The following is a 24,963-nucleotide window of genomic DNA, read 5'->3' as shown; positions in this document are numbered from 1 at the left end:
CCTCAACCGAACCCCAGCATTGCGAACGCCGCGTCCGGATCGAGCGGCCGGGCAAAGAAATAACCCTGCCCGTACGTGCACCCCAGCGCTGCCAGCGTCTGCGCGAGTTCGTGGGTCTCGACGCCCTCGGCGGTCGTCTCCATGCCGAGCGCCTGCGCCAGGCTGAGGATAGCGCGCACGATCGATACCTTGTCGCGGTCGGCAAGCATTTCGGTGACGAAGCTGCGGTCGATCTTCAGCACGTCGATCGGCATCTGCTGCAGATAGGCGAGGTTCGAATACCCGGTACCGAAATCGTCCATCGCGAGCGTTGTGCCCAGCGCCTTCAGCGCGTGCATCGCCGATGCGATCCGCTCCGGGTCGCTGCCGATCGCGCTTTCGGTCAGCTCCAGCGTGAAACGGTCGCCGGTCAGCCCCGTCGCCGCCAGCGCCGCCTCGACCACCGGTGCGATATCGTCGCGCTGCAGCTGGATCGCCGATAGGTTGACCGCGACCCGGACGCCGCAATTCCCGCCAGCGGCAGCGTCCCACGCCGCCAGCGTTCGCGCCGCCTCCTCGATCGCCCAGCGGCCCAGCGGCACGATCAACCCGGATTCCTCGGCGACCGGGATGAACGCGTTGGGGGAATATTCACGGCCGTCGTCATCGGTCCATCGCGCCAGCGCCTCGAACGAGGTCACCCGGTTGGTGGCGAGGTCGCAGATCGGTTGATAGGCCAGATGCAGCCGGCGCTGTTCGATCGCCCGCCGCAGCGCCGTCTCCATCGCGAATGCATCGCGCGCGATCGTAAAGTCCTGCGTCAGATAGGATTCGGACCGGCCGCTGACCTTGGCGCGCTTCACCGCAAACTGCGCGTGGCGAACCAGTTCGGCGACCTCGTCCGGCTGGTCTGCGCCGTATGCGATGCCCACCGAGCATTCGATGCTGATCTCGTAGCCCGTCAGCCGAAACGGCGTCGCCAGCGCCTGACGGATCCGTCGCGCCAGTTCGTGGGCTTCGTCACGCGAATCGTCGAGCGCCATCAGGATGCCGAACTGGTCGCCGCTGAGCCGCGCCAGCGTATCTCGCGCGCGCAACGCGCCCTTGATCCGGCGCGCAACGGTAATCAGCAGTTCGTCGCCCGCCAGGCTGCCCAGACACGAATTCAACCGGCCGAACCGGTCGAGATCGATCGCCAGCACCGCATGGCCGTTGCGATCCGGCAGCCGTTCCAGGGTCTCCTCGAACCCCTCGCGATTGGGCAGCCCGGTCAGGCTGTCCGTGGTCATTTCGCGCCGCATGCTGCGCTCGGTATGCACCTGCGAGGTCTGGTCGACGAACGTCACCGTACAGCGATCATGCACCGCAACCGACGAACGCGCGAACGTCACCCGGTAATAGCGGCAGTCGACGACCTCGCCGAGCGTCCATTCGAAATCGACGCGGACCAGGCCTTCGTCGAGAAACAACGCGATGCGGTCGCCCAGTTCCGCCAGCATCGGCGATCGATCCGCCACCACGCCCAGCCCGGCCAGGCGATAGGCGCGGTTCGTCGCGAACACCGTCAGCCGCCCCTGCTGGCGATACACGTGCACGGCCGGGATCGGGACGAGCTCGAGCGCCAGCGTCACCAACTCCGCGGTGATGATCTCGGACGTCTCGGTCTGGGGAGCAGTCGATGCCATCAGGCCCGCCTATCTCCTTTTAGTTAAAACCCTCTGAATGATCCAAGATGGCGAAGTCATTCAAGAAAACCGTTTTATCCAAAGTGATTATCGCGCGGGAAGCCGGTCGGCGGCATCCGTCCGGCCGCACCCCGCGCCGCGCGCCACGGGCCAAGATCGGGCTCGGTTCGAATCCGACCGGTTCCCCCGCCCATCGGCCAGCTCAACCCGTCGGAAAACGCGAAGGTGATCGCATCGGCAAGCCCGCCATCGCGGTATCGCTGCATCTGCAGCCCCTGCCCGCGCGTCATCTCGACCAGCTCGGCCAGCGGAAACACCAGCATCTTGCGGTTGTCGCCGATCACCGCGACGTAGTCGTGCGTCGCCGCGATCGGCCGGACCAGCTTCAGCGTCTCGCCGGGCCGCGGCGTCACCACCGTCTTGCCCTTGCGCGTCTCGGCGACGACGTCGGCGGCGTTGACCACGAACCCGCGTCCGTCGGTCGCCGCGACCATCAGCCGGGTCTGCTTGGTCGCGGGCAACAGCGCGACGATGCCGACGCTGCCGTCGAGGTCGATCATCGCGCGCACCGGCTCGCCGAACCCGCGTCCGCCGGGCAACTTGTCTGACGCCAGCGTGTAGAACCGGCCATTCTCCGCCGCCAGCAACAGCTTGTCGGTGGTCTGCGCATGGAACGCGAAGGCCGGACCGTCGCCCTCCTTGAACTTCAGCGCCTCCGGGCTCGCGAGGTCGTTATGCCCACGCATCGCCCGGATCCAGCCGCGCTGCGACAAGATCACGGTGATCGGCTCGCGCTCGATCATCGCTTCCAGCGGTATGTCGCGGGTCGGTGCAGCCTCCTCGATTGTGGTGCGCCGCTTGCCGAGTTCGGTCTCCGAACCATAGCGGTCGCGGATCTTGCCGAGGTCGCGCTTCATGCGGTTCTGCTGCTTCTTCGGCGACTCCAGCAGCGCGGCTAGGTCGGCGCGTTCCTTGTCGAGCTTGTCGCGCTCGCCCCGGATCTCGAACTCCTCGAGCCGCCGGAGCGACCGCAGCCGCATGTTGAGGATGGCTTCGGCCTGCCGATCGGTCAGCGCGAACTCGGCGATCATCACCTTCTTGGGTTCGTCCTCGGTCCGGATGATCGCGATCACTCGGTCGAGGTTGAGATACGCGACCAGATAGCCTTCGAGCAGTTCGATCCGGTCGGCGATCTTCGCTAGCCGATGTTCGGTCCGCCGCCGCAGCACGACGAACTGATGCTCGACCCACGACGACAACGCCTCGCGCAAGCTCATCACCCGCGGCGTGCGATCCTTGTCGAGCACGTTGAGGTTCAGGCTGACCCTCGTTTCCAGGTCGGTCAGCCGGAACAGCCCGTCCATCATCACCTGCTGGTCGACGGTGCGGCTGCGCGGCTCGAGCACGATCCGGACCTCGGTATCCGATTCGTCGCGGACGTCGGCCAGGATCGGCAGCCGCTTGGCGTTGATCAGGTCGGCGATCTGCTCGATCAGCTTGCCCTTCTGCACGCCGTACGGGATCTCCGACACGATGACCTGCCAGCCGCCCCCCTTCTCCCGCTCGATCGTCCAGCGCGCCCGCACGCGGAAGCCGCCGCGCCCGGTCGCATAGGATTCGCGCATCACCGCCGCCGGGTCGACGACCAGCCCGCCGGTCGGAAAATCCGGGCCCGTGACATGCTCCAGGATCATCGCGTCGTCGGCATCGGGCCGGTCGACCAGCATGATCGCGGCATTCAACAGCTCGGCGGCGTTGTGCGGGGGAATGCTGGTCGCCATGCCCACCGCGATTCCGCTGGCACCATTTGCGAGGAGATTGGGGAACAGACCCGGGAACAGTTCGGGCTCGTGATCCTCGCCGTTATAGGTCGGGCGGTACGAGACGGCGTCCTCGTCTAGGCCATCCATCAGGTCCATCGCGACCTGCGTCAGCCGGGCTTCGGTATACCGGTAGGCAGCGGCGTTATCGCCGTCGATATTGCCGAAATTGCCCTGCCCATCGACCAACGGATACCGCATCGCAAACGACTGGGCGAGCCGCACCATGGCATCGTACACCGACTGGTCGCCGTGCGGGTGGTATTTGCCGATCACGTCGCCGACGACGCGCGCGCACTTCTTGTACCCCTGCGCCGGATCGAGCTTCAGCAGCCGCATCGCCCATAACAGGCGCCTGTGCACGGGCTTCAGGCCATCGCGGACATCGGGCAGCGACCGCGCCGTGATCGTCGACAACGCATAGACGAGGTACCGCTCGCTGAGCGCGCTGTCGAACGGGGCATCGACGATGCTGTCGAACGGGTCTTTGAAGTCGGTGGCCATCGGCTGCCACGCTAGCACCCGCGACCGTAACGATCAAAGGATAGCCACGCCTCCGTCACCTTTTGTTCTCCCCCCGGTCCCCACCGACCCGCCGAAGACCCGGCTGGTTGGCCGGTTCTCCGTATGGGCGCGGGACCGGGGTCCGCCGTCCGGCGCGGTTCGGCAAGGCGAGACGCGTCGGTATCCGAGGTACCGCGTTGGTGCCCGCAACGGCTCAGCATTCCTCGCGCGCAATTGCGCCTCCCCCTCCGCACGGATATAGGCCGCGGCATCGACCTTCATTGCCCAGCGATACGCGCGCCCGGGCCTGCTCAATTTTGAAAGGGTGCACATGGCTCGTCGCCGCCAGATCTACGAGGGCAAGGCCAAGATCCTCTACGAGGGTCCCGAACCCGGCACGCTGATCCAGTATTTCAAGGATGATGCGACCGCGTTCAACGCCCAGAAAAAGGGTACGATCAACGGCAAGGGGGTGCTTAACAACCGCATCTCCGAACACATCTTCACGCTGCTCGACCATATCGGCGTGCCGACGCACTTCATCCGCCGTCTCAACATGCGCGAGCAACTCATTCGCCAGGTTGAGATCGTTCCGATCGAAGTCGTCGTCCGCAACGTCGCCGCCGGCTCGCTGTCGACGCGCCTCGGGATCGAGGAAGGCACCAAGCTGCCGCGCACGATCATCGAATATTACTATAAGGACGATGCGCTCGGCGATCCGATGATCTCGGACGAGCACATCGCCGCGTTCGGCTGGGCCAGCCAGGAGGAGATGCACGACATCGCCGACCTCGCGATCCGCGTGAACGATTTCCTGTCCGGCCTGTTCGCCGGCGTCGGCATCCGCCTGATCGACTTCAAACTCGAATTCGGCCGCATCTTCGACAACGACTATGGTCGCATCATCCTCGCGGACGAGATTTCCCCGGACGGCTGCCGGCTGTGGGACATGGAAACCAACGAGAAGATGGACAAGGACCGCTTCCGTCGCGATCTCGGGGGCGAAGTTGAGGCCTATCAAGAGGTTGCACGCCGTCTTGGCCTGCTGCCCGAAGGTGGCGACAATTCGGTGCTCGACCTCGAAAAGCACCGCAAGAACCGGGGCAAGTAAATGAAGTTGAAGGTATTCGTGACGCTGAAGCCCGGCGTCCTCGACCCCCAGGGCAAGGCGATCCACCACGCGCTCGGCTCGCTCGGCTTCGCCGGCGTGCAGGATGTCCGCCAGGGCAAGCTGATCGAACTCGAAGTCGCCGACGATACCGACGACGCGGCGATCGATTCGATGTGCCGCAAGCTGCTCGCCAACACGGTGATCGAGAATTACCGGATCGAGAAGGCATGAAGGCGGTACTGTCATGAAGACTGCGGTGGTCGTCTTCCCGGGGTCGAACTGCGACCGCGATATCGCCGTCGCCCTCGAGGCCGTGACCGGCGTCAAGCCGGCGATGGTCTGGCATGCCGATACCGAACTGCCCGATGGCACCGGTATCGTCGCGGTCCCCGGCGGCTTTTCCTATGGCGACTATCTGCGCTCCGGCGCGATCGCCGCTCGTTCGCCGATCATGCGCGCGGTCGTCGAGGCGGCGGGCAAGGGCCTGCCCGTGCTCGGCATCTGCAACGGCTTCCAGGTCCTGACCGAAGCCGGCCTGTTGCCGGGCGCGCTGATGCGGAACGAAGGGCTGAACTTCGTCTGTCGCAACGTCGCGCTGACCGTCGACAACGCCCAATCCAGCTTCACCTCACGCTATGCCGCGGGCGAGCGGATCACCGTCCCGGTCGCGCATCATGACGGCAACTACTTCGCCGACACCGACACGCTCGACCGCCTTGAAGGTGAGGGCCAAGTCGCGTTCCGCTACGCCGAACAGGTCAACGGTTCCGCGCGCAGCATCGCCGGGCTGATCAACGACGCCGGCAACGTGCTGGGCATGATGCCGCACCCCGAACGCCGCATCGAAGCCGCGCACGGCGGGACCGACGGTCGCCGCCTGTTCGAAGGCCTGCTAAAAACCGTCGGCGCGTAATACCGGGCGCTCCCGAGGGAGCGCCCGTCCGGGTCAGGCCGCCGCGAACATCTCCGGCGGCAGCGCCATCAGCGACTCCGCACCGCCCTCGATCTTCCGACGCAGCGCGCCAGCATCCGGCAGGATACGCTCGGCAAAGAACCGCGCCGTCACCAGCTTGGCGTCGAGGAACGCGGCGTCGCCCTCACCGGCTGCCTTCAGCTTGGTCGCGGCGATCGCCATCCGCAGCCACATCGCGCCGACCGCGACGATCCCCATCAGCGTCATGTAGCTGTACGCGCCGGCGCCGACATTCTCGGGGTTCTTCATGCCGTTGGCCATGAACCACATCGTCGCCGCCTGCAGCTGGCCGTTGGCCTTCTCCAGATCGGTCGCGAAGACGGCGGTCGCCTCGTTCTGCTTGGCGGCGGCAACGTCGTCGGCGACCAGCTTGAAGAACGCCTGGATCGCACGGCCGCCGTTCATCGCCAGCTTCCGCCCGACCAGGTCCATCGCCTGCACGCCGTTGGTACCCTCGTAGATCTGCGCGATCCGGGCATCGCGGACATATTGCTCCATGCCCCATTCGGCGATGTAGCCGTGGCCGCCATAAACCTGCTGCGCGTTGGTCGCGATTTCATAGCCCTTGTCGGTGCCATACCCCTTGATGACCGGGGTCAGCAGGCCGATCAGGTCGCCAGCCAACTGGCGCTCCTCCTCGGTCTCCGCCGCATGCTCCAAATCGGCCTGCAGCGCAGTCCACATGATCAGCGCGCGGAGACCCTCGGTCTGCGCCTTCGCCTCCATCAGCATCCGGCGGATGTCGGGATGGACGAACAGCGTATCCGCCTTCTCCTGCGGCTCCTTCGGCCCGGTCAGCGCACGGCCCTGGCGGCGGTCGTGCGCATACTGGACGGCGTTCTGGTACGCGACCTCGGCGATGCCGAGACCCTGCAGACCGACGCCGAGGCGCGCGGCGTTCATCATGATGAACATCGCGGCGAGTCCCTTCATCTCCTCGCCGACCAGCCAGCCGGTCGCACCGTCATAGTTCATCACGCAGGTCGAATTGGCGTGGATGCCCATCTTGTGCTCGATCGAGCCGCAGGTGACGCCGTTGCGCGCCCCCAGCGAACCGTCCTCGTTGACCAGCACCTTGGGCACCACGAACAGCGAGATGCCCTTCGAGCTGTCGGGCGCACCTGGGGTCTTCGCCAACACCAGATGGATGATGTTCGGCGTCAGGTCATGCTCGCCCGACGAGATGAAGATCTTGGTGCCGGTGATCGCGTACGATCCATCCGCCTGCGGCTCAGCCTTGGTGCGGATCAAGCCCAGATCGGTGCCGCACTGCGGCTCGGTCAGGTTCATCGTGCCGCCCCATTCGCCCGACACCATCTTGGGCACGTACATCGCCTTCTGCGCGTCCGATCCCTTGGCGATCAGCGCGGCGATCGCGCCGTGGGTCAGGCCCGGATACATCGCGAACGCCATGTTCGACGAGATCATGTATTCCTGGAACGCGGTCGAGACGACGTGCGGTACGCCCTGGCCGCCATATTCGGGCTGGTTGCCGAGCGTCGCCCAGCCGCTCTCGACATACTGCTTGTATGCTTCCTTGAAGCCGTCGGGCGTCGTCACGCTGCCGTCGGCGTGGCGCGTGCAGCCCTGCTGGTCGCCCGACAGGTTGAGCGGGAACAGCACTTCCGCGACGAACTTGCCGCCCTCTTCCAGCACCGCGTCGACGACGTCGGGGGTGGCGGTGTCGAAGCCCGGCAGGTTGGCATAGCGTTCGAGCCCGACGACATGCTCGAGCACGAAACGGGTGTCACGGACGGGGGGCGTGTACTGCGGCATGATATTATCCTCTGTCCTGGGCGCGGCCGGCTTCGAGCACGGCGACGAAAGCGGTAAGTTCGGTGATGGCGGCGTCGATGTCGCGCTTCTGCGCCTCAAGCAGGTCGATCCGGGCGCGACCGCGATCGATCGCGACCTGGCGCTGCAGGCGACGACCGTCGCCGACGTCGTACAGGTCGATCATCTCGCGGATTTCGCCGAGGCTGAACCCGACGCGCTTGCCGCGGAGGATCCAGGCCAGGCGCGCGCGGTCACGGTGCGAATAGATCCGCTGCGTGCCGCGCCGTTCGGGGGTGATCAGCCCCTCGTCCTCATAGAAACGCAGCGCACGTGCGGTGACGTCGAACTCGGCCGACAGGTCGGAGATCGTGAAATTCTCCTGCCCCTCGCGGGCATCGATCACGGCATAGGAGGCGAAGGTCGTCATCGCCGCGATATCTAGGTCACCTTTACGTCAACGTCAATCCGCGCACAGGAACCGCCCCTTTGACGATCGCAGCGCGCTTGCCTCCGATCGCGACTCGCTCAGGCGGTCGACGGCAAGCGCGACGAGCGAGGCGCGTCCGGTGCACAACGACTCGCACGCGTCGGGAATATCGGCGGGAAACACAATCCGGTCGCCGTCGAACTTGGCGTTGAACCGGCACGCGCCGAACGCAAGCTTGAGCGTATCGCCCGATCGCGCCACCGTCCCCGTCGCGGCGCACGCCTGATCCTCGCCGTAATCGACGCTGACCCCGATCCGGGCGGTCTTGTCCGTCCCGACCACGCAAACCCGGTCGGTATCGCGCGCCCACGATCCCTGCAGCAGCGCGTGCGGGTTCGGCACGATTCCCGCCGTCTCGGCCGCCGCCTCCAGCCGCGCACCCGCGCTGTCCGCCACGGTGTTCGACGGCGCTTGCCCGCAACCGCCCAGTACGACCGCGAGCAGCAGCACGCGTTTCATTCGGCCGGGACCAGCCCGTCACCCTCGATCCGGCGGTAGAAACAGCTTCGTGCACCGGTGTGGCAGGCCGGGCCCGCAGCATCGGCGATCACCCAGATCGCATCCTGGTCGCAATCGACCCGTAGTTCGGCGACGCGCAGCACGTTGCCCGACGTCTCGCCCTTCTTCCACAGCGACGCCCGGCTCCGCGACCAGAAATGCGCCTCGCCCGTCGCCTGTGTCGCGGCCAGCGCCTCGGCGTTCATATGCGCCACCATCAGCACGTCGCCCGACACCCGGTCGGTCACCACCGCGGTGACGAGGCCGGCGGAATCATATTTGGGGTCGAGCAGGAGCCCGGTTTCGCGCGAGTCAGGATGGGGGTCGGTCATACCCCTTCATAGCCCAGATCGGCGCCGATGCGACGGGCCGCATGACCTGTTCGTGACAAACAGGCGACAAGTCGCACAACCGTTCCTATATGGCGGCCTCCGCTGGACGTGAGACCCCGCCATGCTGACGACAAACCCGTACGATGACGACAAGCTCCGCGAGGAGTGCGGAATTTTCGGCGTTTCCGCGACCGACGGCGCTGCCGCCCTGGTAGCGCTGGGGCTCCATGCCCTGCAGCACCGCGGGCAGGAAGCCGCCGGCATCACCACGTTCGATGGCAAGCATTTCCATACCCACCGCGCGATGGGCCATGTCGCGGGCAATTTCGACCGCGACGACGTCATCCGCGCGCTGCCGGGAACGATCGCCTGCGGCCATGTCCGCTATTCGACCAGCGGGGACACCGCGTTGCGCAACGTCCAGCCGCTCTACGCCGAGCTGTCGACGGGCGGCTTCGCAGTCGCGCACAACGGCAACATCTCGAACGCGATGCGGCTCCGCAAGGAGCTCGTCCGCCGCGGATCGATCTTCCAGTCGACCAGCGACACCGAGACGATCATCCATCTGGTCGCCACCTCGAACTACCGCACGCTGCTCGATCGCTTCATCGATGCGCTGAAGCAGGTCGAGGGCGCCTATTCGCTGATCGTGATGACGCCCGAGGGCATGATCGCCTGCCGCGATCCGCTTGGCATCCGGCCGCTGGTGATGGGCAAGCTCGGCGACGCGATCATCTTCGCGTCCGAAACGGTGGCGCTCGACGTGGTCGGCGCGACCTTTGTTCGCGCGGTCGAACCCGGCGAACTGGTGATCGTCCAGGGCTCCGAAGTCCGATCGATCCGCCCGTTCGCGCCGATGGCGGCGCGCCCGTGCATCTTCGAATGGGTCTATTTCTCGCGCCCTGATTCGATCGTCGGCGATCACTCGGTCTATTCGGTTCGGAAAGCGATCGGCGCGCAGCTCGCGATCGAATCGCCGGTCGACGCCGACCTCGTCATCCCGGTTCCCGACTCGGGCACGCCCGCAGCGATCGGTTACGCCCAGCAATCGGGCATTCCGTTCGAGCTCGGCATCATCCGCTCGCATTACGTCGGCCGCACCTTCATCTCGCCCGGCGACAAGGTCCGGCATCTCGGCGTCAAGCTCAAGCACAACGCCAACCGCGCGCTGATCAAGGGCAAGCGCGTCATCCTGGTCGATGATTCGATCGTTCGGGGCACCACGTCGCTGAAAATCGTCCAGATGATGCGCGAAGCCGGCGCCGCGGAGGTGCACATGCGCATCGCCAGCCCGCCGACGCGGCATTCGTGCTTCTACGGCGTCGACACCCCCGAACGCGCCAAGCTGCTGGCGGCGAAGCTCGATCTCGGCGGCATGACCGGCTTTATCCATGCCGACAGCCTGGCGTTCATTTCGATCGACGGGCTGTACAAGGCGCTGGGCGAGGCGAAGCGCGCCGATATCCGCCCGAAATACTGCGATGCCTGCTTCACCGGCGATTATCCGACGACGCTGACCGATTACGACGAGGGCGCCGAAGTCGACCAGTTCGCGATGCTCGCCGAACGCGTGGTCTGACGGAGCGCACGGATGAAGCCCCTCGCTGACAAACTCGCGCTGGTCACCGGCGCCAGCCGCGGCATCGGCGCCGCCACCGCGATCGCACTCGCCGCGCAGGGCGCGCATGTCGTCCTCACCGCGCGCACCGTCGGCGGGCTCGAGGAAGTCGAAGAAGCGATCCACGCCGCTGGCGGCTCCGCGACTATCGCGCCGCTCGACCTAGCGGAAACCGATGCGATCGCCCGCCTCGCCACCGCGATCGGGGGCCGCTGGGATGCGCTCGACGTCCTCGTCCTCAACGCGGCGATGCTCGGCTCGCTGTCGTCGGTGCCGTCGATCGACGCCAAGGAACTGGCGCAGATCCTGACGCTCAACGTCAGCGCGCAGGCCGCGCTGATCGCGGCGTTCGATCCGATGCTGAAGAAGGCGAAATCGGCGCGGGTGATCGGCGTGACGTCCAGCGTCGCGCGCAAGCCCCGTGCCTATTGGGGCATGTACGGCGCCTCGAAGGCGGCGTTCGAGACGCTGCTTGGCGCGTATGGCGACGAAATGGCCGAGATCAGCGGCATCCGCACCGCGATCCTGGACCCCGGCGCGACGCGGACCAAGATGCGCGCGCGCGCCTATCCCGGCGAGGATCCGCAGTCGGTCAAGGAACCCACGGTGGTGGCGGATCGGATCGTGCAGTTGGCGATCGACGGGTTCGAAAACGGATATTTCGAGCGGGTCGGCTGACTCTAGTCATGCCGGGCTCGTCCCGGCATCCAGGGTTACGCGCGCTGTCGTTCGTGGCTCCGGGTCCTGACTTTCGTCAGGATGACGGAGCGCGCTTTACCAAAGTCACCTGCGCGACATCGATACCGCCGCCGCGAAACCCACCCTCGCAGTACATCAAATAATAGCGCCACAACGCGACGAACTTCGCATCCAGCCGCTCAGGCAAACGTCCCTCGGCAACCGCCGCATCGAACGCCACCCGCCAGCGCCGCAGCGTCTCGGCATAATCGAGTCCGAACGCGTGAGGCGCCTCCCAAGCCAGCCCGCGCGCTTCCGCCAGCGCGCGAAACTTGCGCTCGGACAGCAGCAGCCCACCAGGAAACACATAACGCTGGATGAAATCGACGCTGGTCGCGTAGGCATCGAACACCGCATCATCGATCGCGATATACTGGATCGCCGCGCGCCCGCCGGGTTTCAAAACGCGGGCGATGGTGTCGAGATAGGCCGGCCAATATTCCTCGCCGACCGCCTCGACCATCTCGATGCTGGCGACCGCGTCGAATTGCCCTTCAGCGTCGCGATAATCGGTCAGCGCCACGGTCACGTCCAGCCCCGCCGCCGCCATCCGGTCGTCGACATAGCGCTTCTGCTCGGCCGACAGCGTCAGCGCGTGGACGTGCACCCCTGCCCGCGCGGCGATCTCGGCGAACGAGCCCCAGCCGCAGCCGATCTCCAGAATCGTATCGCCAGCCTGCACCCGCGTTCGGTCAAGGATCGCGCGCAGCTTGGTCTGCTGCGCGCTCTCGAACGGCTCCGCCGGATCGGCGAAGATCGCGCTCGAATAGGTCAGGGTCGGGTCGAGCCAAGCTTCGTAGAAGTCGTTGCCGAGGTCGTAATGCGCGGCGATGTTGCGGCGGGCGCCGCCGCGATCGTTGCGGCGCAGGCGATGCCATGCGCGCGCCGCAAGCTTGGCGATCCCCCCCGACCGCGCCGCATCGCCCAGCGGCACGCGGTTGCGCATGAACAGGTCGAACAGCGGCACCGGGTCGGGGCTCGACCAGTCGCCGGCCGCCCAGCCCTCGTACCAGCCGACCGACCCCGCCATCGCCAACCGGACGAGCGCACGCCAGCGATGGAGGACGACGACCGGCACTGGCCCCGCAGCCCGACCGCCGAGCAGCCGCCGCGTGCCGTCGGGCAACCGCGCCTCGATCCCGCCGACCTCGAGCCCCGCGTCGATACGGTCGAGCAGCTTGTGAAAGATCGGCGCGACCGCACGCGCAATGCGATTGCCCTCCGGCAACGTCGTTATGGCAAGCCCCGCATTCATCGCGGCGCTCCATGCAACACGGCGCGGACGGAGGAAAGCCGATACTCCTCGTCCTTGTCATCCTCCCGCCTTCGTCATCCTGACGAACGAGGCGTCAGATCTGCCGCCCCGCCGCCAGCGCCCGCTCCCGCGCCTCGCGGTGCCCGATGATCTTCGCAGGATACGCCTTCGGCCGACATCCCGCCTCGTCCGGATCGTGGATCGCGGCGTCGGACACGCCCTTCAACTCCGGCACCCAGCGCCGGATATAGTCCCCAGCATCGAACTTCTCCGACTGCGTCAGCGGCGCCATGATCCGAGAGAACATGTTCGAATCGATCCCGGTCCCTGCGGTCCACTGCCAGTTGACCGAATTGTTGCCGTAATCCGCACACAGCAGGCAGTCCCAGAACCATCGCTCGCCGCGCCGCCAGTCGATCAGCAGATGCTTGATCAGGAAGCTGGCGGTGATCATCCGCACCCGGTTGTGCATCCAGCCGGTGGTCCAGAGCTGGCGCATCCCGGCGTCGACGATCGGATAGCCGGTCTTGCCCTGCTGCCACGCGGCCAGGTCCGCATCGGCCGCCTTGCCAGTCCGCCACGGCAGCGTGTCGAATTTCGGACGGCCGTTGGCGTCGGCATAGTCGGGCATCGCCATCACGACGCCGTCTGTGAAGTCGCGCCACGCAAGCTCCTTCCGGAACTTCTCCGCATCGTGATGGCCGTCGACGCCGTGCCACACCGCGCGCGGGCTGACTTCGCCGAAGTGGAGGTGCGGCGACAGGCGCGATGTGCCCTCCTCGCCCGGCAGGTTGCGCGTGGCCTCGTACTCATCGACCTTGTCGGCGAAGTCGTCGATGCGCTTCAGCGCCGCCGCCTCGCCGGGTGTCCAGTCCTCGCCGAAACCGGTCGACCAGTCGGGCTTGCTCGGCAACAGGTCCCAACTCGAAAGCGTGTAGCTGTGCGGCCAGCGGTCTGGAGCCTCGATCTTCCGGGGCGCCGGCTCGGGTTTCGCAGGCGGCATCATCTGCGACAGCGCGCGCCAGAACCCGGAATAGACCTTGAACGGCGTGCCCGCACCGGTGCGAACGTGCTCTGGCCGGGCAAGATGGTTGCCGTCATGCAGGCACAGCCGCTCGCCGAGCGCCGCTTCCGCCTTGCGCCACCAGGGTTCGTAATGGCGGATCGCATGGATCCGGTCCGCACCGGTCTCTTCCATCAGCTTGGTCAGGATTTCGACCGCATCGCCGCGCCGCAGGATCAGCTTCGAGTGCTTTGCCTCCAGCGCCTTCGACAAAGCGTCGAGCGTGTGATGCAACCACCACCGCTGCGCACCGCCGATCGCCCACGCACCTGGCGCATCGTCGTCGAGGATATAGACGGGCACCACGGCGCCGGCCGCGGCGGCGGCGATCAGTGCGGGCTGGTCGTGAAGGCGAAGGTCCTGGCGCAGCCAGAGGAGCGTTGTCATGCCCGGCTCTACGCGCCGAGCCCGCGCTGCGTTCCGGCGCCACCTCCGAACGCATCGCCGAGGGTCAGGATCGCGGCGACGTGCCGCTCGGCAATCGCCAGCGCATCGTCGCCGTATCCGCCGCCTACCGTACTCGCGAGCGGGATGCCGCGCGCTGTCGCCAGCCCCGCCACCAGCCGCTCTCGGCGCTCCAGTCCGCCCAGGGTCAGCGAAAGCCGCCCCAGCCGATCGTCCACGAACGGATCCACCCCCGCCTGGTACAGGATCAGGTCGGGCCGGACCTCGTCGAGCATCGGCGCCAGCGTCGATTCGAGTGCAGCGAGATAGCCGTCGTCGTCCACCCCATCGGGCAGCGGGACGTCGAGCGTCGAACAAGCCTTCCGCACCGGAAAGTTCTTTGCGGCATGGATCGAATAGGTCGCAAGCCCCGGTCGGCCGGCGAGCAACGCCGCGGTGCCGTCGCCCTGATGAACGTCGCAGTCGACCACCAGGACGCGCTCGACCCGCCGCTCCTCGACCAGTCGCACCGCCGCCACCGCAAGGTCGTTGAACACGCAATATCCCGCGCCGGTATTGGCGAGCGCGTGGTGGCTGCCCCCTGCCGTATTCGCCGCGAAACCGTGCTCCAGCGCCAGGCACGCCGCGACCCAGGTTCCGTTCGGGACGATCGCCGCCCTTTGCGCCACCGCCGGCGTCACCGGAAAGCCGATCCGCCGCTCCTTCTCGCGCGGGACGCGGGCCTCCAGGACCTCGGCGACATAGTCCTCGTCGTGCACCGCCTCCAGCCACTGGCGCGGGGTGGTATCGGGCAGATGCCATTCGACGGTTGCACCCTGTGCCAGTAACAGGTCGCGGATCAGTCCGTTCTTGTTCCAGCGATAGGTGGATTTTGCCGGTGCCGGGGTGACATAGGCGGGGTGATGGACGACGCGGATCATCGACCCTAGTTAGGCATTCGAAGCGCCCGGAGACAGATGTGATCGACCTACCCTATCGGCCCTGTGCGGGCGTGATGCTGATCAATGCCGAGGGCAAGGTGTTCGTCGGCCAGCGCCTGGATACCACGATCGAGGCTTGGCAGATGCCGCAGGGCGGGATCGATCCCGGCGAGGACGCGCAAGCCGCGGCGTTGCGCGAACTCGGCGAGGAAACCGGCGTCGCGCCCGAGCATGTCGAACTGATCGCCGAGGCGCCGGGCGAATTCACCTATGATCTGCCGCCTGAACTGATCGGTAAGGCGTGGAAGGGCAAATGGCGCGGGCAACGCCAGCGCTGGTTCCTGTATCGCTTCCTCGGCACCGATACGGATATCGACATCGCCACCGCCCATCCCGAGTTCCGCAGCTGGCGCTGGATGGAGCCCGAAATGCTGCCGGCTACGATCGTGCCGTTCAAGAAGACGCTGTACGAAAAGGTACTCGACGCCTTCGCGCCACACCTCGGCGCAACGACCGGCCGCTGAATGGTTCCCAAGCCAGTCGGCGCTCGCTAGGGCAAGGCGTGCGCCGACTGTTGCTTATCCTCGCCCCGCTGCTGGTGGCGCCGCTGCTGATGGGCAATGCGGCGGATCCCGGCTCCGTCATGATCCCCGAGAACATCCGCGCGATGCTCGATGCTGCGCTCGAGTCCGGTAACGAGGCCGATGTCTCGACCATCGTGAAATACGCCCGCGCGGCCGATCCGCTGAGCGGCGACGCGGTCCTCGCGATCGCGGAGAAGTGGAAGGCGGATCGCGCCGCGCAGCGAACCGCGGTGATCCGCCAGGCGAACTTCCTCGATCTGTGGCGCGGCAAGGCCGAGGTCGGCGGGTATCTGACGACTGGCAACTCCGACACCGCGGGCGGCAGCGCGGTGATCGACCTGACCCGCGAGGGCCTGCGCTGGCGGCAGAAATTCCACGCCCAGGCCGACTTCCAGGCCAACAACGACATCACCGTGCGTGAGCACTACCTCGCCTCGTACGAACCCAATTTCAAGATCGACGATCGCGCCTATATCTACGGTGCGGCGCAGTATGAGAGCGACCGGTTCCTCGGCTACGACAACCGCTATTCGACCTCGGTCGGTGCCGGCTACAGCGTGCTGAAGACGCCGCGGACCAAGCTCGATCTCGAGCTCGGACCGGCGTATCGCTACACCGAATTCACCGACGCGGTCGTGCAGAGCAGCATCGCCGCGCGCGGGACGGTCGACTTCAGCTGGCGCCTGACCAAAGGCCTGACCGTCAGCCAGCTCGCCTCCGCCTATGTCCAGCGCGACAACAGCACGGTCAGCGGCACCACCGCGTTGACGGCGAAGTTGATCGGCCCCCTTTCGGCCTCCGTGTCCTACAATTTCCAGTATGAAAGCACCCCGCCGGTCGGGTCGGTGTCGACCGACACCACCAGCCGTGCTGCATTGGTCTATAGCTTCTGACGGTGGCCTAGCGTGCCGAGCGCCGCTAGGTTGATCGGATGACGGGACTTTCAACTACCGAGCGGGACGCCGTGGCGCATGCTGGCGCAGCGCCGATGCTGGCGCAGGTCGAGGCCTGGGCCAGTATCAACAGCGGCACGCGGAACCTCGACGGACTGAAGACCATGGCGGCGATGCTCGCGGATGAGTTCGCGGTACTCCCCGGTGATGTGACGTTGGTTCCCCCCGACCCTGCCGAAAGCGTTGGAGCGGACGGATCGGTTCTGGCGCTCGATCATGGTCATCACCTCCGCGTTACGGTCCGGCCGGATGCCCCGGTACGCATGCTGCTTACGGGTCACATGGACACGGTGTATCCGGTCGATCATCCGTTCCAGACGCTGCGGACATGTGAGGACGGTACGCTCAACGGTCCGGGCGTCGCCGACATGAAGGGCGGGCTGGCGGTGATGCTAGCGGCGCTGCGTGCGGTCGAGGCGAGCGGATCCGAGCTCGGTTACGACGTCGTGATCAATTCCGATGAGGAGACCGGCTCGTTCTCGTCCGCCGCGCTGCTTGCTGCCGCCGCGCGTGGCAAGGTCGCGGCACTGACTTACGAACCCGCGCTTGCCGACGGGACGCTGGCCGGGGCACGCGGCGGCACGGGAAACTTCTCGATCGTCGTCCGGGGGCGCAGCGCGCATGCTGGGCGCAACCCGGAGGACGGCCGCAACGCGGTCGTCGCCGCGGCCGATATCGCAGTGCGCCTCGCCAAGGCCGCCGGACCTGAGCTCGCCGTGAACCCGGCGCGGATCGAGGGTGGTGGACCGAACAACGTCGTCCCCGATCTCGCGGTGCTCCGCGTCAATTTCCGCCCTGCGACGCTGGACGATATCGCCCGCGCCCGCTCGCACGTCGATTCGGTCACCGCGACGGTCGCCGCAGACCATGACGTCACGGTCAGCGTGCATGGCGGCTTCAACCGTCCGCCGAAACCGATCGACGCCGGCGCCGCGCGGTTGTTCGGTCTCGTCAAGGCTTCGGGCGGCGACCTGGGGCTCGACATCGCGTGGAAGGCGACCGGCGGTGTCTGCGACGGCAACAACATCGCCGCCGCCGGCGTGCCGGTGGTCGATACGATGGGCGTCCGCGGTGGCGCGATCCATTCGGTCGACGAATTTCTCATACCCGACAGCCTGGCCGAGCGCGCCGCGTTGTCCGCGGTCACCATCCTGCGCATCGCCGAGGGACGCCTGTGAGTTTCCGCATCCGCGCCGCGGTCGACGACGACCTGCAGCATCTCTACGAAATGGCGAAGCTGACCGGGGGCGGGTTCACCAACCTGCCGCCCGATCGTCGGGCGCTTACCGCGAAGCTCGAGCGCAGCCACGCGGCCTTCGCGCGCACCGACCAGGGGGTCCGGGACGAGCTGTTCGTCCTCATGCTGGAGAACACGCAGACCGGAGAGGTTCGCGGCACCTGCCAGATCTTCACGCAGGTCGGGCAGAGTTGGCCGTTCTACAGCTACCGGATCGGCACGCTGACGCAGCACAGCAAGGAGCTGAACCGCACGTTCCGCGCCGACATGCTGACGCTGGCGACCGATCTGGAGGGCGCCAGCGAAGTCGGTGGCCTGTTCCTGCATCCCGGCGAACGCGCCGGGGGCCTGGGCCTGCTGCTCGCGCGCAGCCGCTATCTGTTCATCAAGGCGCATCGCGCGCGCTTCGCCGACCGGGTGCTGGCCGAACTGCGCGGGATCATCGACGAAGCCGGCGGATCGCCGTTCTGGGACGGTCTGGCAGGACGCTTCTTCGGGATGAATTTCCAGGACGCGGACCAGTTCAACGCGGTCAACGGCCACCAGTTCATCGCCGACCTGATGCCCAAGCATCCGATCTACACAGCGATGCTGTCCGAAACCGCGCGCGCCGCGATCGGCCTGCCGCATCCCTCGGGCCGCGCAGCGATGCGCATGCTGGAGAACGAGGGATTCTCGTTCGACAATTACATCGACATCTTCGACGGCGGCCCGACGATGACCGCGCGCACCGACACCGTCCGCGCCATCGCGGACGCACGAGAAGCGCGGGTGGCCACGATCACGAGCGATGGCGGCGTGGCATCGCTGGTAGCGTGCGGCACGCTCGGCGATTTCCGCTGTGCGTTCGGGGATGTCCGCACAACGGAGGACGGCATCGGATTGAGCGAAGCCTGCGCGAACGTGCTCGGGGTCGGCCCCGGCGATAAGGTGCTGCACGTGGCACGGTTGTAATGCTGGTTACGCACCCCCCATCGTCATCCCGGGCTCGACCCGGGATCCAGGGTAACAGGCGCTGCCACCCGTTACCCTGGGTCCTGACGTTCGTCAGGATGACGACGGTTTGATTCGCGGGGTTTCCATGACGGCTGAAATCAACTTCGACGGGCTGATCGGCCCAAGCCACAACTACGCCGGGCTCAGTCCCGGCAACCTCGCCGCAACGCGCAACGCCGGCGCAGTCGCATACCCGCGTGCCGCCGCGTTGCAGGGCATCGCGAAGATGCGCGCGAACCTGGATCTGGGTCTGGTCCAGGGGATTCTGCTCCCACACCGACGACCGAACCGGCTGTGGTTGGGATCACTGGCGACAGACTACGCCACCGCGCCAGATCATCTGCGCGCGCAGGCGATGTCCGCCTCGGCGATGTGGGCCGCGAACGCAGCCACGGTCAGCCCGGCAGCCGATACCGCAGACGGAATATGCCACCTCACCGTCGCCAACCTGATGACGATGCCGCATCGCAGCCATGAATCGCGCGAGACACTGCAGCAGCTCATCGTCGCGTTCGCCGACCCCGCCTTCCGAATCCACGGCCCCGTGCCGGCGCCGTTCGGCGACGAAGGTGCGGCGAACCATATGCGGCTTTGCGCCGCGCATGACGCGGCCGGCGTCGAGATCTTCGTCTACGGCGTCCCCGGCGGCCCCTTCCCGGCGCGCCAGCACCGCGAGGCGAGCGAAGCCGTCGCGCGCGCGCATCGCCTCGACCCGACGCGCACGCTGTTCGTGGCGCAGTCCGAGGCAGCGATCGCCGCAGGCGCGTTCCACAACGATGTCGTCGCGGTCGCCAACGAGCGCGTGCTGTTCGCGCACGAGCAGGCCTTTGCAGACAAGGACCGTTTCTACGCGGAGCTGACTCGCGCGATGCCCGAGGTCGAGATCGTCGAGGTACCGGCGGATCGCGTGAGCCTCGCGGACGCCGTCTCGTCCTATTTGTTCAACGCGCAGCTGGTGACGACCGCGGACGGCCCGACGCTGGTCCTGCCCGAGGAAGCGCGCGACAACCCGGCGGTATGGGCCTGGCTGCAGGACCATGTCGCCGGCAATGGTCCGATCCGCCAGTTGAAGATCGTCGACGTTCGCGAATCGATGGCCAATGGCGGCGGCCCGGCCTGCCTGCGTCTGCGCGTCGTCTGCGATCCGGCAACGGTCGACCGGCGGTTCCTGGTGGACCACGCCAAGCTCGACAGTATCGCCGAGGTCGTCACCGCCTATTGGCCAGAGCATATCGCGCCGGACGCGATCGGCGAGGCCGACCTTATCGCGCGGATCGAGCGCGCGCGCGAGATGCTGCTGGAAACGCTCGATCTTGTCGGGTTAATTGACAGTTAACCATTCGGGGGAGCTTGCAAAGCACGCGTTTCCGCCACTGGCACGCGTGTTGCATAGCCGACGGCATGTGGCACCGTGTCAAACGCCTGTTCATCATCAAGACCAAGTTCGAGGCGTTTCTCGTGATCTACGGCCTCGGCCTCGGGGCGGCGGAACGCGGTGTTCACTACCTCCAGCAATACCCTGGCTATGGCGGCTGGATGCTGTTCGCCTGCTGCCCGATCGCCGTATTCATGGCAGGCGGCATGATCTTGGATTCGCTCGACCGGCGCCATCCCGACTAGCTGGCTTTTGCGGCCAACAGGATTAATTGGTCGCGTGCGCCGGAATGGTGCTTATCTGCGGTCAGCAATGACTCTGACTCACCTCCAGCGCCTCGAAGCCGAGAGCATTCACATCCTGCGCGAAGTCGTTGCCGAGGCTGAACGCCCGGTGATGCTGTATTCGGTCGGCAAGGATTCCGCGGTGATGCTGCATCTGGCGAAGAAGGCGTTCTTCCCCGCGCGTCCGCCCTTCCCGCTGCTGCACGTCGACACGACCTGGAAATTCCGCGCGATGTACGATCTGCGCGACCGCGCCGCGGCCGAGGCGGGGATGGAGCTGATCGTCCACACCAACCCGGAAGCGCGTGAACAGGGCATCAACCCGTTCGACCACGGCAGCCGCCACACCGACATGTGGAAGACCGAAGGGCTGAAGCAGGCGCTGACCGCGGGCGGCTACGACGCAGCGTTCGGCGGCGCGCGGCGCGACGAGGAAAAGAGCCGCGCCAAGGAACGCATTTTCTCGTTCCGCTCGGCCAGCCACGGCTGGGATCCCAAGGCGCAGCGTCCGGAACTTTGGCGGCTCTACAATACCCGCATTGCGAAGGGCGAGAGCATCCGCGTGTTCCCGTTGTCGAACTGGACCGAGCTCGACATCTGGCAGTACATCCTCGCCGAGGGAATCGAGATCGTGCCGCTGTATTTCGCCGCGCCGCGCCCGACCGTCGAGCGCGACGGGATGCTGCTGATGGTCGACGACGAGCGCTTCCGGCTCGCGCCAGGCGAAGTACCGGTCCAGCGATCGATCCGGTTCCGCACGCTGGGCTGCTATCCGCTGACCGGCGCGGTGGAGAGCGAAGCAGCGACCCTGTCCGAGGTGATCCAGGAAATGCTGCTCACCACCACCAGCGAACGCCAGGGCCGTGCGATCGACCATGACCAGACCGCAAGCATGGAGAAAAAGAAGCGCGAGGGGTATTTCTAATGGCGTCCAACGATATTGCGAACCGGCCGCCCACCCTTTCTCAGGCAACAGGCGAAGGCCGGGGTTACACCCCCGAAACCCTCATCGCGTCCGATATCGACGCCTATCTCGACACGCATGCGCACAAATCGATGCTGCGGTTCATCACTTGCGGGTCGGTCGACGACGGCAAGTCGACGCTGATCGGCCGGTTGCTGTATGATTCGAAGACGATCTTCGAGGACCAGCTGGCCGCGCTGGAAGCGGATTCGAAGCGCGTCGGCACCCAAGGCCAGAACATCGACTTCGCACTTCTCGTCGACGGCCTTGCCGCCGAGCGCGAACAGGGCATTACGATCGACGTCGCCTATCGGTTCTTCTCGACCGAGAAGCGCAAGTTCATCGTCGCCGACACCCCCGGGCACGAGCAATACACCCGCAACATGGTCACAGGCGCCTCGACCGCCGACCTCGCGGTCATCCTGATCGACGCGCGCAAGGGCGTGCTGACGCAGACCCGCCGGCACAGCTATCTCGCGCACCTCGTCGGCATTCGCAAGATCGTGCTGGCGGTGAACAAGATGGACCTGGTCGGCCACGACCAGGCGACCTTCGACGCGATCGTCGCAGATTATAGCACCTTCGCGACGTCGATCGGCATCGAGCGTTTCACCGCGATCCCGTTGTCGGGGCTGACCGGCGAAAACGTCGCCGAGCATGCCGCGACGATGCCCTGGTACGCCGGGTCGCCGCTGCTCGCGCATCTCGAGACCGTCGCGATCGATGCCGATGCGCGGCAGGCGAAGCCGTTCCGACTGCCCGTGCAATGGGTCAACCGCCCCGACCTCGACTTCCGCGGCTTCGCCGGGATGATCGCGAGCGGCGTGGTCCGGCCGGGCGACGCGGTACGGATCGTACCGTCGGGCAAGACGACCACGGTTGCCCGGATCGTCGCGATGGGCGGCGACCGTCCCGAAGCGGTGGCGGGCGAGTCCGTGACGCTGGTGCTGGCCGACGAAGTCGATTGCTCGCGCGGCGACGTCATCGCGGCGGCCGACGCGCCGCCGCAGGTCGCCGATCAGTTCCTCGCGACCATCGTCTGGATGTCGGACACCGCGCTGACGCCCGGTCGTGGGTATGCGCTGAAGCTCGGTACGCAGGTCGTCGGCGCCACCATCCAGCCGCCGCGCCACGTCGTCGACGTCAACACGCAGGCCGAACTGTCCGCCAAGACCCTGCAGCTGAACGATATCGGCGTGGCGGAGGTCTATACCGACCGCGCGATCGTGTTCGAACCCTATGCCGAAGGGTCCGATCTCGGCGGTTTTGTGCTGATCGACCGCGCGACCAACGCGACCGTCGCGGCGGGGATGCTGCACTTCTCGCTGCGCCGCGCGCAGAACGTCCACTGGCAGTCGATCGACATCACCCGCGACGCGCACGCCGCGCAGAAGGGGCAGACGCCGAAGGTCCTGTGGTTCACCGGGCTGTCCGGCTCGGGCAAGTCGACGATCGCCAACCTCGTCGAGAAGAAGCTGCATGCGCTCGGCCGCCACAGCTTCCTGCTCGATGGCGACAACATCCGCCACGGCCTCAACAAGGACCTTGGGTTCACCGATACCGATCGTGTCGAGAACATCCGCCGCGTCGCCGAGGTCGCCAAACTCATGACCGATGCGGGTTTGATCGTCCTGACCGCGTTCATCAGCCCGTTTCGTGCCGAGCGGCAGATGGTTCGCGAACTGGTCGGCGCGTACAATTTCGTCGAGATCTTCATCGACACGCCGCTGGAACTCGCCGAGGCACGCGACGTGAAGGGCCTGTACGCCAAGGCGCGGGCCGGCGAGATCGCGAACTTCACCGGCATTTCCAGCCCTTATGAGCCCCCGCAGAACGCCGATATCCGTGTCGATACCCGCCGTGAAAGCCCCGAAGCGGCGGCCGAGCGGATCGTCGAGCATATCATGGGTGTATGGAGCCACGACCTTTGACCGACGCCGAACTCGCACGATTGATCGCGCTCGAAGCCGGGGCGTTGCTGCAGGATATCCGCGCACGTGGCGGGGCGTCCGGCAAGGAGCTGGGCAATATCGGCGACCGCGAGGCGAACACGCTGATCATCGCGCGGTTGCGCGAGGCGCGTCCCGACGACTTCGTGCTGTCGGAGGAAGCGCTCGACGACCAGGCACGTTGTGCCGCCAGCCGGGTGTGGATCGTCGACCCGCTCGACGGTACGCGCGAATATGCCGAAGGGCTCGATGACTGGGCGGTGCATATCGGCCTAGCGATCGACGGACGGCCACGGGTCGGGTCGGTCGCGGTGCCGGCGCGGGGCGCGGTGCATACCACCGACGACGTACACCTCCCACTTCCCGCCGCACAGACCCCGCCGCGCATGGTCGTCAGCCGATCGCGCGCGCCGGAGATCGCCCGGACCGTGGCGCTGGCGATGGGCACGCCGATGATCGCGATGGGATCGGCCGGGGCGAAGGCGATGGCGGTGGTCGATGGCCGGGCCGAAATCTACCTGCACGACGGCGGCCAATATGAGTGGGACAATTGCGCGCCCGCCGCCGTCGCGCTGGCGTCGGGTCTTCATGCATCGCGGATCGACGGGTCGCCGCTGGTTTACAACTGCGCCGACCCGCTGCTGCCCGACCTGCTGATCTGCCGCCCCGAACTCGCCGCGACGGTGCTCGCGGCGATCGCACGGGCGCGTTAGTTCGCGTGCTCCAGATGAAGGTAGCGGGTCGAGAAGTCGGCGAGGTCGCGTAGCGCGTCCCAGCGCGGGAAGCTGATCCGCCGCCGATTACGGGTGATCAACCCATCCGTTTCAAGCGACTTGATCGTGCGGTTCACATGCACCGCGGTCAGCCCCAGCGCGTCGGCGAGCTGCTCCTGGCTCATCGGCAGCTCATAGCCGTGGTCGCCGGACAGCCCGAGCACGTCGAGCCGGACCGCGAACTCGCATAACAGGTGCGCGAGCCGCGACCGCGCGTCGCGCCGGCCGATATTCAGCACCCATTCGCGCGCGATCGATCCCTCGATCAGCGTGGCGACGAAGATCGCGTTGCCGATCGCCGCGTGCGATCGTGCGAGCTCGCGTAATGCTGGGCGCGGGATCGTCGCGACATCGGCGCGCGTGAGCGTCTGAACGTTATGATCGGCGACGGCGAGAAACAGATGCTGGAAGTCCAGCGCGTCCCCCGGTACGTGCATCGACACGATCTGCCGCATCCCCGATCCGGTCAGCTTCTGGCGATAGGCGAACCCGGACAGCAGCACCGCGCAATGCTCGGGTGCCTCGCCCTCGCGCACCAGATAGGCGGACGGGTCGTACGTCCTGATCGTATGCGGCAGCGCCAGCAGCGCGGCACGATCGGAGGGCTGTAATGGCGTATGAATCTCAAGCTTGCGCACCATGAGCGCAAGCGGACTGGTCGAGTCATCCAACTCAATTCTCCCG

24 protein-coding genes are annotated in these 24,963 nt (G+C 66.4%); 14 read left to right on the top strand and 10 right to left on the bottom strand.

Features of this window, described 5'->3' with window-relative positions; all coding sequences use genetic code 11:
* Positions 1-2 precede the first annotated feature (2 nt).
* Both SJY20_RS09515 and parC read right to left on the bottom strand, forming a co-directional pair.
* Complete coding sequence (locus tag SJY20_RS09515; protein WP_380786539.1) at positions 3-1,664, bottom strand: putative bifunctional diguanylate cyclase/phosphodiesterase; 1,662 nt, start codon at positions 1,662-1,664, stop codon at positions 3-5.
* A 74-nt stretch (positions 1,665-1,738) separates the two neighbouring features.
* A complete protein-coding gene (gene parC, locus SJY20_RS09510; protein WP_380786538.1) occupies positions 1,739-3,988 on the bottom strand; it encodes a DNA topoisomerase IV subunit A in 2,250 nt (749 codons plus the stop codon).
* Between the two features lie 331 nt (positions 3,989-4,319).
* On the opposite strand from parC, the gene purC reads away from it, so the two are divergent.
* From purC to purQ, 3 genes are read left to right on the top strand one after another with little or no spacing between them, the layout of a single operon-like run.
* On the top strand, positions 4,320-5,099 hold the full coding sequence (purC, locus tag SJY20_RS09505) for a phosphoribosylaminoimidazolesuccinocarboxamide synthase (RefSeq protein WP_147081270.1): 780 nt from the start codon (positions 4,320-4,322) through the stop codon (positions 5,097-5,099).
* The gene (gene purS / locus SJY20_RS09500; protein ID WP_380786537.1) at positions 5,100-5,330 is read left to right on the top strand and encodes a phosphoribosylformylglycinamidine synthase subunit PurS; all 231 of its coding nucleotides are present in this window, start codon (positions 5,100-5,102) and stop codon (positions 5,328-5,330) included.
* Between the two features lie 13 nt (positions 5,331-5,343).
* Complete coding sequence (gene purQ, locus SJY20_RS09495; RefSeq protein ID WP_380786536.1) at positions 5,344-6,012, top strand: phosphoribosylformylglycinamidine synthase subunit PurQ; 669 nt, start codon at positions 5,344-5,346, stop codon at positions 6,010-6,012.
* Positions 6,013-6,045: 33 nt separating this feature from the next.
* Here purQ and SJY20_RS09490 read toward each other — a convergent pair whose 3' ends face one another.
* The 4 genes from SJY20_RS09490 to hisI are packed head-to-tail and all read right to left on the bottom strand — an operon-like array spanning position 6,046 to position 9,165.
* A complete protein-coding gene (locus tag SJY20_RS09490) occupies positions 6,046-7,848 on the bottom strand; it encodes an acyl-CoA dehydrogenase C-terminal domain-containing protein (RefSeq protein ID WP_380786535.1) in 1,803 nt (600 codons plus the stop codon).
* Positions 7,849-7,852: 4 nt separating this feature from the next.
* Positions 7,853-8,275 (bottom strand): MerR family DNA-binding transcriptional regulator, encoded by a 423-nt coding sequence (locus tag SJY20_RS09485; protein WP_380786534.1) that lies wholly within the window; start codon positions 8,273-8,275, stop codon positions 7,853-7,855.
* Positions 8,276-8,308: 33 nt separating this feature from the next.
* The gene (locus SJY20_RS09480) at positions 8,309-8,794 is read right to left on the bottom strand and encodes a hypothetical protein (RefSeq protein ID WP_380786533.1); all 486 of its coding nucleotides are present in this window, start codon (positions 8,792-8,794) and stop codon (positions 8,309-8,311) included.
* Positions 8,791-9,165: a phosphoribosyl-AMP cyclohydrolase gene (hisI, locus tag SJY20_RS09475; RefSeq protein ID WP_380786532.1), complete on the bottom strand. Its 375-nt coding sequence runs from the start codon at positions 9,163-9,165 to the stop codon at positions 8,791-8,793. The genes SJY20_RS09480 and hisI overlap by 4 nt, the downstream gene beginning before the upstream one ends.
* 121 nt (positions 9,166-9,286) lie before the next feature.
* Between hisI and purF the strand changes: the two genes are divergently transcribed.
* Both purF and SJY20_RS09465 read left to right on the top strand, forming a co-directional pair.
* On the top strand, positions 9,287-10,744 hold the full coding sequence (gene purF, locus SJY20_RS09470) for an amidophosphoribosyltransferase (protein ID WP_380786531.1): 1,458 nt from the start codon (positions 9,287-9,289) through the stop codon (positions 10,742-10,744).
* 12 nt (positions 10,745-10,756) lie between these two features.
* Positions 10,757-11,461, top strand: coding sequence for an SDR family NAD(P)-dependent oxidoreductase (locus SJY20_RS09465; protein WP_380786530.1), 705 nt, complete (start codon positions 10,757-10,759; stop codon positions 11,459-11,461).
* A gap of 76 nt (positions 11,462-11,537) precedes the next feature.
* On the opposite strand, the gene SJY20_RS09460 is transcribed toward SJY20_RS09465, so the two are convergent.
* The 3 genes from SJY20_RS09460 to SJY20_RS09450 all read right to left on the bottom strand — a co-directional run bounded on the left by SJY20_RS09460 (position 11,538) and on the right by SJY20_RS09450 (position 15,164).
* The gene (locus tag SJY20_RS09460; protein WP_380786529.1) at positions 11,538-12,776 is read right to left on the bottom strand and encodes a class I SAM-dependent methyltransferase; all 1,239 of its coding nucleotides are present in this window, start codon (positions 12,774-12,776) and stop codon (positions 11,538-11,540) included.
* Between the two features lie 94 nt (positions 12,777-12,870).
* Positions 12,871-14,226, bottom strand: coding sequence for a cryptochrome/photolyase family protein (locus SJY20_RS09455; protein ID WP_380786527.1), 1,356 nt, complete (start codon positions 14,224-14,226; stop codon positions 12,871-12,873).
* 8 nt (positions 14,227-14,234) lie between these two features.
* Positions 14,235-15,164, bottom strand: coding sequence for a histone deacetylase (locus SJY20_RS09450; protein ID WP_380786526.1), 930 nt, complete (start codon positions 15,162-15,164; stop codon positions 14,235-14,237).
* Between the two features lie 38 nt (positions 15,165-15,202).
* On the opposite strand from SJY20_RS09450, the gene SJY20_RS09445 reads away from it, so the two are divergent.
* The 9 genes from SJY20_RS09445 (at position 15,203) to SJY20_RS09405 (ending at position 24,219) form a co-directional block, all read left to right on the top strand.
* Positions 15,203-15,688 carry an RNA pyrophosphohydrolase gene (locus SJY20_RS09445; protein WP_380786524.1) on the top strand — a complete coding sequence of 162 codons (486 nt, stop codon included), beginning with the start codon at positions 15,203-15,205 and terminating at the stop codon, positions 15,686-15,688.
* 38 nt (positions 15,689-15,726) lie between these two features.
* Complete coding sequence (locus SJY20_RS09440; RefSeq protein ID WP_380786523.1) at positions 15,727-16,641, top strand: YdiY family protein; 915 nt, start codon at positions 15,727-15,729, stop codon at positions 16,639-16,641.
* Positions 16,642-16,679: 38 nt separating this feature from the next.
* Complete coding sequence (locus SJY20_RS09435) at positions 16,680-17,879, top strand: hydrolase (protein ID WP_380786522.1); 1,200 nt, start codon at positions 16,680-16,682, stop codon at positions 17,877-17,879.
* Positions 17,876-18,892, top strand: coding sequence for an arginine N-succinyltransferase (locus SJY20_RS09430; protein WP_380786520.1), 1,017 nt, complete (start codon positions 17,876-17,878; stop codon positions 18,890-18,892). The genes SJY20_RS09435 and SJY20_RS09430 overlap by 4 nt, the downstream gene beginning before the upstream one ends.
* 127 nt (positions 18,893-19,019) lie before the next feature.
* Positions 19,020-20,270 carry an N-succinylarginine dihydrolase gene (locus tag SJY20_RS09425; RefSeq protein WP_380786518.1) on the top strand — a complete coding sequence of 417 codons (1,251 nt, stop codon included), beginning with the start codon at positions 19,020-19,022 and terminating at the stop codon, positions 20,268-20,270.
* Positions 20,271-20,335: 65 nt separating this feature from the next.
* On the top strand, positions 20,336-20,554 hold the full coding sequence (locus SJY20_RS09420; RefSeq protein ID WP_380786516.1) for a hypothetical protein: 219 nt from the start codon (positions 20,336-20,338) through the stop codon (positions 20,552-20,554).
* A 55-nt stretch (positions 20,555-20,609) separates the two neighbouring features.
* Positions 20,610-21,518 carry a sulfate adenylyltransferase subunit CysD gene (gene cysD / locus SJY20_RS09415; RefSeq protein WP_380788624.1) on the top strand — a complete coding sequence of 303 codons (909 nt, stop codon included), beginning with the start codon at positions 20,610-20,612 and terminating at the stop codon, positions 21,516-21,518.
* Positions 21,518-23,488: a sulfate adenylyltransferase subunit CysN gene (cysN, locus tag SJY20_RS09410; RefSeq protein WP_380786514.1), complete on the top strand. Its 1,971-nt coding sequence runs from the start codon at positions 21,518-21,520 to the stop codon at positions 23,486-23,488. Before cysD ends, cysN begins: the two co-directional genes overlap by 1 nt.
* The gene (locus SJY20_RS09405; protein ID WP_380786512.1) at positions 23,470-24,219 is read left to right on the top strand and encodes a 3'(2'),5'-bisphosphate nucleotidase CysQ; all 750 of its coding nucleotides are present in this window, start codon (positions 23,470-23,472) and stop codon (positions 24,217-24,219) included. The genes cysN and SJY20_RS09405 overlap by 19 nt, the downstream gene beginning before the upstream one ends.
* Here SJY20_RS09405 and SJY20_RS09400 read toward each other — a convergent pair.
* On the bottom strand, positions 24,216-24,920 hold the full coding sequence (locus SJY20_RS09400) for a Crp/Fnr family transcriptional regulator (RefSeq protein ID WP_380786511.1): 705 nt from the start codon (positions 24,918-24,920) through the stop codon (positions 24,216-24,218). The two genes, SJY20_RS09405 and SJY20_RS09400, sit on opposite strands and share 4 nt — an antisense overlap.
* Positions 24,921-24,963: the final 43 nt, after the last annotated feature.

It is taken from the genome of Sphingomonas sp. R86521, from assembly GCF_042466235.1.
Taxonomy (GTDB): Bacteria; Pseudomonadota; Alphaproteobacteria; order Sphingomonadales; family Sphingomonadaceae; genus Sphingomonas.
This window is presented reverse-complemented; position numbering and strand designations above follow the sequence as displayed.

Excerpts from the sequence above, each read along its gene's own strand:
- SJY20_RS09420 (WP_380786516.1), top strand. The coding sequence starts at position 20,336 with ATGTGGCACCGTGTCAAACGCCTGTTCATCATCAAGACCAAGTTCGAG.
- SJY20_RS09455 (WP_380786527.1), bottom strand. The coding sequence starts at position 14,226 with ATGACAACGCTCCTCTGGCTGCGCCAGGACCTTCGCCTTCACGACCAG.
- SJY20_RS09485 (WP_380786534.1), bottom strand. The coding sequence starts at position 8,275 with ATGACGACCTTCGCCTCCTATGCCGTGATCGATGCCCGCGAGGGGCAG.
- purC (WP_147081270.1), top strand. The coding sequence starts at position 4,320 with ATGGCTCGTCGCCGCCAGATCTACGAGGGCAAGGCCAAGATCCTCTAC.
- purS (WP_380786537.1), top strand. The coding sequence starts at position 5,100 with ATGAAGTTGAAGGTATTCGTGACGCTGAAGCCCGGCGTCCTCGACCCC.
- SJY20_RS09465 (WP_380786530.1), top strand. The coding sequence starts at position 10,757 with ATGAAGCCCCTCGCTGACAAACTCGCGCTGGTCACCGGCGCCAGCCGC.
- SJY20_RS09515 (WP_380786539.1), bottom strand. The coding sequence starts at position 1,664 with ATGGCATCGACTGCTCCCCAGACCGAGACGTCCGAGATCATCACCGCG.
- SJY20_RS09425 (WP_380786518.1), top strand. The coding sequence starts at position 19,020 with ATGACGGCTGAAATCAACTTCGACGGGCTGATCGGCCCAAGCCACAAC.
- SJY20_RS09450 (WP_380786526.1), bottom strand. The coding sequence starts at position 15,164 with ATGATCCGCGTCGTCCATCACCCCGCCTATGTCACCCCGGCACCGGCA.
- purF (WP_380786531.1), top strand. The coding sequence starts at position 9,287 with ATGCTGACGACAAACCCGTACGATGACGACAAGCTCCGCGAGGAGTGC.
- SJY20_RS09435 (WP_380786522.1), top strand. The coding sequence starts at position 16,680 with ATGACGGGACTTTCAACTACCGAGCGGGACGCCGTGGCGCATGCTGGC.
- SJY20_RS09405 (WP_380786512.1), top strand. The coding sequence starts at position 23,470 with ATGGAGCCACGACCTTTGACCGACGCCGAACTCGCACGATTGATCGCG.
- SJY20_RS09480 (WP_380786533.1), bottom strand. The coding sequence starts at position 8,794 with ATGAAACGCGTGCTGCTGCTCGCGGTCGTACTGGGCGGTTGCGGGCAA.
- cysN (WP_380786514.1), top strand. The coding sequence starts at position 21,518 with ATGGCGTCCAACGATATTGCGAACCGGCCGCCCACCCTTTCTCAGGCA.
- hisI (WP_380786532.1), bottom strand. The coding sequence starts at position 9,165 with ATGACCGACCCCCATCCTGACTCGCGCGAAACCGGGCTCCTGCTCGAC.
- parC (WP_380786538.1), bottom strand. The coding sequence starts at position 3,988 with ATGGCCACCGACTTCAAAGACCCGTTCGACAGCATCGTCGATGCCCCG.
- SJY20_RS09460 (WP_380786529.1), bottom strand. The coding sequence starts at position 12,776 with ATGAATGCGGGGCTTGCCATAACGACGTTGCCGGAGGGCAATCGCATT.
- purQ (WP_380786536.1), top strand. The coding sequence starts at position 5,344 with ATGAAGACTGCGGTGGTCGTCTTCCCGGGGTCGAACTGCGACCGCGAT.
- SJY20_RS09400 (WP_380786511.1), bottom strand. The coding sequence starts at position 24,920 with ATGGTGCGCAAGCTTGAGATTCATACGCCATTACAGCCCTCCGATCGT.
- SJY20_RS09490 (WP_380786535.1), bottom strand. The coding sequence starts at position 7,848 with ATGCCGCAGTACACGCCCCCCGTCCGTGACACCCGTTTCGTGCTCGAG.